Origin of the sequence: Streptomyces sp. NPDC004658, from assembly GCF_040609555.1 — a bacterium.
GTDB lineage: Bacteria > Actinomycetota > Actinomycetes > Streptomycetales > Streptomycetaceae > Streptomyces.
In genome coordinates this window covers 1-3,869 of the sequence record NZ_JBEXKG010000319.1, presented here as the reverse complement: position 1 = coordinate 3,869, position 3,869 = coordinate 1, and the positions used below count along the sequence as shown (strand labels likewise).

Below are 3,869 nucleotides of genomic sequence, written 5' to 3'. Positions count from 1 at the left end.
CGGCCAGCCCGGCGTCCGCGTCCCGCGCGCCGTTCACCGCCTGGTACGGGACCAGGCGGGGCGCGCGGATCCGGGCGCCCAGGGTGCCCTCCCCGGGCCCGACGAGTTCGGCGCGCAGGCCCAGGGCGAGCGCCTCGCGGACCAGCGCCGCCGCCGGCCCGGTCTGCTCCTCGGCCACCGGCAGCACGGCCAGCTGGACGGGGGCCAGCCAGGCCGGGAACGCCCCGCGGTGGGTCTCGACGAGGTGGGCGACGGCCCGCTCCACGCTGCCGATGATGCTGCGGTGCACCATCACCGGCCGGTGCCGGGCGCCGTCGGCCCCGGTGTAGCGCAGGTCGAAGCGGGCGGGCTGGTGGAAGTCGATCTGCACGGTGGACAGGGTGGACTCGCGGCCCGCCGGGTCCGCGATCTGCACGTCGATCTTCGGGCCGTAGAAGGCGGCCTCGCCCTCCGCCTCCTCGTACGCCACCCCGGCCTCGGCGAGGACCTCCCGCAGCAGACCGGTCGCCCGCTGCCACAGCTCCGGGCCGGCGACGTACTTGCCGCCCGCCCCGGGCAGCGAGAGCCGGTGGCGCACGGCCCGGATACCGAGGTCGGCGTACGCGCGGGCGATCAGCTCCAGGGCGGCGCGTGCCTCCGCCACCGCCTGGTCCAGGGTGCAGAAGACGTGCGCGTCGTTGAGGTGGATGGCGCGGACCCGGGTCAGGCCGCCGAGCACCCCGGACGGTTCCGCACGGTGCATGGCGCCCAGTTCGGCGATGCGCAGCGGGAGTTCGCGGTAGCTGCGGGAGCGGGAGCGGTAGATCAGGGCGTGGTGGGGGCAGAGGCTGGGCCGCAGGACGACCTCCTCGGCGCCGAGCCGCATCGGCGGGTACATGTCGTCGCGGTAGTGGTCCCAGTGCCCGGAGATCTCGTACAGCTCCCGTTTGCCGAGCGCGGGCGAGTACACGTGCCGGTAGCCGGCCCGGCGTTCGGCGTCCCGGATGTACTCCTCCAGGGTGTGCCGGACGACGGCCCCGTCGGGCAGCCAGTAGGGCAGACCGGCGCCGATCAGGGGGTCGGTGTCGAAGAGGCCGAGCGCGCGGCCGAGGCGGCGGTGGTCGGGCAGCTTGTCGTTCATCGGGGTCTCCTCGGTGCGGGAGGCGCACGTCCCCGGTGCACGACGAAGCCCCGGGGCGTGCGCCCCGGGGCTTCGGTGCTGGTCAGGTGTCAGCGCGCCGGGACGGTCTCCGGCGTCGTCGTGCTCGACGGGCACAGGTGGGCGCGCTGCATGAACGGCACGGTACCGGCCCCGCGAGGAGCGCACCACGCAATTCCCGCCGCCCGCTCACCCGTACGGCTCCGAGCGCTGGTGCCCAGGTCAGGGCGGTGGTGCCGTGAGATCAAGCACCCCCGTCGGCCGCACGCAGCCCAGGAGGCACCGATGTCCCCCGCGATACCCCACCTCCCCCGTGCCGTCGTCCTCTCCCTGATCGGCACCGGCCTGCTGACCGCCGGCGGCTGCGCGGCCCTGGGCCTGCACCACCCGGCGAGCGCGCCGTACCCGCTGCCCACCATCGACCGGCCGGCCCCGGCGCCCAAGGCGTCCGCGCGGGCCGACGGCTCCTCCCTCAGCGACGAGCAGGCGCAGGCCGCGCTGATCACCGAGACGGACCTCGGTGACCCCTGGATCTCCACGCGGGGCGCGGCCACCTGGCACGACGGGCTGCTGAAGGCGCACACCACGGCCGGGGAGTGCCAGCGGCTGCTGGACGCCCTGTACAGCGACGAACTGCTCGGCGGCCCGGCCCGGGTCGCCGTCGGCCTGGACGACGCCGACACCGACGCCCAACTCCGCTACCAGATCGGCGCCCGCCGCCCGGCGGACGTCGACGCCATGCTGGCGTGGCTGCGCACGCTGCCGGCGCGGTGCGCCCGGTTCACGGCCACCACCGAGCTGGGGCTCGTGGAGGACGTACAGGTCGTGGACGCGCCGCTGCCCGAGGTCGGTGACGCCCGCCAGGGCCTGCGCGTCACCGTCGCCGGCATGACGCCCGACGAGCAGGAGTTCCTGCTCACCCTGGACGTGGCCGCCGTCCGGGTCGGCGAGGACGCGTTCGCGCTGACCAACGGCAGCCTGGGGGACGTGCCGAACGACGCGACCCAGGCGGCCGTGCAGGTCGGCGCGCTGCGCCTGGCCGACATCCGCAAGCAGGGCCGGGCGCAGGTGTGAGGCCTCACAGCGGCGGCTGCGCCGGGGCCGGGCCGAGGGTGGTGGTGCCCGGGGCGGTGCGGTGGCCGAGGCCGGTGCGGTAGGCGTCCAGGGCGGCCTCGACGCGGCCCGTACGGCGCAGCAGGTCGCCGAGCAGGCGGCACAGGTCGGCGAGGTCGCCGGCGGCGCCCGCGCGTTCCAGCAGGCTGAGGGCGCGGACGTAGTGCTCCTCGGCGGCCTCGGTGTCGCGGGCGTCCTCGGCGATGATGCCGAGGAGGCGGTGCGCGCCGGCGGCGTGGACGGCCCCGCGCTCGGAGGAGAAGTCGCCGAGGACGCCTTCCAGCAGTGCGGCGGCCTCCTCGGACTTGCCCCGGCGGTGCAGGACGTCGGCGAGTTCGACGGCGGCCTGGCTGCGGTACAGCGCGGCCCGGGTCTGCGAGAGCATGGCGTACGCCTGCCGCAACTCGCTCTCCGCCCGGTCCAGTTCGCCGTTCTGGGCGCAGACGTAGCCGCGCATCCAGTGGCAGTTGGCCAGCTCGGTGCGCAGGCTCAGCCGGCGGTACAGCTCGGCGGCCTTGGCCAGGGAGGCGTCGGCCTCGGCGGCCCGGCCCTCGGCGAGCAGAGTGCGGGCCACCGAGCGGTGCATGCGGGCGATCAGCGCCGGGTCGCCGGCCTGCGGGGCGAGCGCGAGGGCGAACTCGGCGGCCTGGGCGGCACGGGCATGGGCGCCCATGTCCATGTACGGGCCGATGATGCTGGCGTAGAGCAGCAGGAGCGCGTCGGGGTCGTGCAGTCCGCCCCGGTTCAGCTCGTCGAGTGCGGTCTCCAGGAGGTAGACGGCGTAGCGGAGCTCACCGGCGAGGTAGTGGGCGACGGCACGGCCGCGCAGGGCGGGCACCCGGACGGGCAGGGCCTTGTCGGCCAGCCGTTCCTCGGCCTGCTCGAAGCACTCGCGCGCCGTGGTCAGCTGCCCCGTCTCCAGGGCGCACTCGCCGAGCCCGAGCAGGGCGGCGGCGTGCTCGTGCCCCAGTGCGTGGGCCTCGGCCTCCGCGCGCAGCACGGCGTACTGGGCGGCGGCCTCCTCGGCCCGCCCGTCGGCGAGGACCCGCTGGGCCTCGGTGAGCCGCAGCCGCAGGTCGGTGGCGAGGTGGGCGGGCCGGCCGACGGCCAGTTCCTCGAAGGCGACCCCGAGCCGGTCCGCGATGTGCCGCAGCGCCTCGTCGGAGGCGCGGACCCGCCCGGCCTCCAGGGTGGAGATGTAGGCGGGGGTGTACGCGGGCTCCGCCAACTGCCGCTGGGTGAGCCCCCGTTGATTGCGCAGGCGTTGCACCCGCCGCCCGATGACCTCGGGATCGTCCCGCTCCCTCATGCCGCCCGCTCCCCCCAACTGCCTTGACACCCCTTGCCGTTGCGCTCCGGCAGCCCCTAGGTTAAACGGCGAATTAAACATGCTTAACACGCCGCTGTTGTGTTGTGAGGTCGCCGTGCCCGGACGTACATCCGCACCCTACGCACCGCCCCACTCCCGCATCCGCCCGATCGCCCGAACGTCCACCGCCCGGGGGATCATCGCGGCCGTCATCGCCGCCGCGGCCCTCCTCCTCGCGGCGAACGCCGGCCCGGCCCGCGCGGCCGGCACCGCTCCGGCACCCGCGGCGACCCAGCAGGCGGACCGCTG

At 75.6% G+C, this 3,869-nt stretch carries 4 protein-coding genes; 2 read left to right on the top strand and 2 right to left on the bottom strand.

All coding sequences use genetic code 11. The features are described from left to right. On the bottom strand, positions 1 to 1,120 hold a 1,120-nt coding region (gene thrS / locus ABZV94_RS40650; RefSeq protein WP_356349996.1), incomplete at its 3' end, for a threonine--tRNA ligase. 303 nt (positions 1,121 to 1,423) lie between these two features. Between thrS and ABZV94_RS40645 the strand changes: the two genes are divergently transcribed. Continuing rightward, complete coding sequence (locus tag ABZV94_RS40645) at positions 1,424 to 2,212, top strand: hypothetical protein (protein ID WP_356349994.1); 789 nt, start codon at positions 1,424 to 1,426, stop codon at positions 2,210 to 2,212. 4 nt (positions 2,213 to 2,216) lie between these two features. On the opposite strand, the gene ABZV94_RS40640 is transcribed toward ABZV94_RS40645, so the two are convergent. Then, positions 2,217 to 3,560, bottom strand: coding sequence for a helix-turn-helix transcriptional regulator (locus ABZV94_RS40640; RefSeq protein ID WP_356349993.1), 1,344 nt, complete (start codon positions 3,558 to 3,560; stop codon positions 2,217 to 2,219). Positions 3,561 to 3,675: 115 nt separating this feature from the next. On the opposite strand from ABZV94_RS40640, the gene ABZV94_RS40635 reads away from it, so the two are divergent. Then, a partial coding sequence (locus tag ABZV94_RS40635; protein ID WP_356349998.1) for a hypothetical protein occupies positions 3,676 to 3,869 on the top strand: 194 nt, incomplete at its 3' end.